1 protein-coding gene is annotated in these 1,305 nt (G+C 66.3%); it reads right to left on the bottom strand.

What is annotated here, in order from left to right; all coding sequences use genetic code 11:
- Positions 1–31 precede the first annotated feature (31 nt).
- Positions 32–1,236, bottom strand: a protein-coding gene (locus tag GV155_RS19690; RefSeq protein ID WP_236554535.1) for an IS3 family transposase whose coding sequence is annotated in 2 segments (ribosomal slippage) — positions 32–949 and positions 952–1,236 — 1,203 coding nt in all. Because the reading frame shifts where the segments join, the coding sequence is not laid out codon by codon here.
- Positions 1,237–1,305: the final 69 nt, after the last annotated feature.

Below are 1,305 nucleotides of genomic sequence, written 5' to 3'. Positions count from 1 at the left end.
GGGTCTGCTGCACGAACTGGTGACAGTTCGGTTAGGCCGCCTGGGTGGCGGTTGGGAGCATGATCAACTCGTACTCCACCGGGGTCAACCGGCCGAGAGTCGCCTGCCTACGACGGCGGTGATAGGTCCTTTCGATCCAGGTGACGATCGCGATCCGCAGTTCTTCTCGGGTGGCCCAGGAGCGGCGGTTGAGGACGTTCTTCTGCAGCAGGGAGAAGAAGCTCTCCATCGCCGCGTTGTCCCCGGCCGCGCCGACGCGGCCCATCGAGCCGACCAGGCCGTGGTGGTTGAGCGCGTGGATCAGTTTCCGGCTCCGGAACTGGGACCCGCGGTCGGTGTGCAGCACACAGCCGGCCACACTCGCGCCTTCTGTGTTGCGGCGGGCGACGGCGTTGTTCAGCGCTGCCACCGCGATGCGGGACTTCATCCGTGAGTCGATGGAGTAACCCACGATCCGGTTCGAGAAGACGTCCTTGATCGCGCAGAGGTAGAGCTTGCCCTCACCGGTCCAGTGCTCGGTGATGTCGCTGAGCCACAGCTCGTTCGCAGCGTCGGCGGTGAACTCGTGGCGGGTCACGCCGTGCTCGTCGACGACGGCGCACCGGTCGTTGTGGACCGGCGGGCCGGGTTTCTTGCCGTACTTGCTCCTCTTCTTCCCGAACGCCGACCACCACCCCAGCTGGGAGCAGATCTTCCACGCTGTCCGCTGCGCCATCGGTTGGCCGGCGTGCCGGGCTTCGTCAAGGAGGAACCGGTAGCCGAACTCGGGGTCGTCGCGGTGGGCCTCGAACAGGGCGTTGGCCCGATAGGCGGCAGCGAGATCGGCGTCGGTGACCGGGCAGGCGAGCCAGCGGTAGTAGGGCTGGCGGGCGATCTTGAGCACCCGGCACGTCACCGCGACGGGGATCCCGTCGGCGGCCAGCTCGCGGACGAGCGGGTACATCATTTTCCCGGCAGGTTGGCCTGTGAGAGGTAGGCGGCCGCGCGGCGCAGGACCTCGTTCTCCTGCTCGAGCAGCCTGATCCGCTTGTTGGCTTCACGCAGCGCGTCGGACTCGTTTGCGGCCTGAGCGGCCGGCGACGGTTTCGTCGAGGTCCGGTCATCGACTGTGAGCCACCGCTTGAGACACGACGGTGAGATCCCGAAGTCCTTCGCGACCTGGGCGATGGAGGAGTCCGAGGACTTGAAGACCCGGATCACGTCCTCGCGGAACTCCTTGGGGAACGCCTTCGGCATGGTGCACATCCTTCCAGCGTCGACACACATCGACGCAGATCAGATGTCACCGATCCGTGCAGCAGACCC

The organism is Nocardioides sp. AX2bis, assembly GCF_902506435.1.
In the GTDB taxonomy this organism is placed as follows: Bacteria; Actinomycetota; Actinomycetes; order Propionibacteriales; family Nocardioidaceae; genus Nocardioides.
The sequence above is the reverse complement of the archived record's forward strand: the minus strand, read 5'-3'. Positions and strand labels throughout refer to the sequence as shown.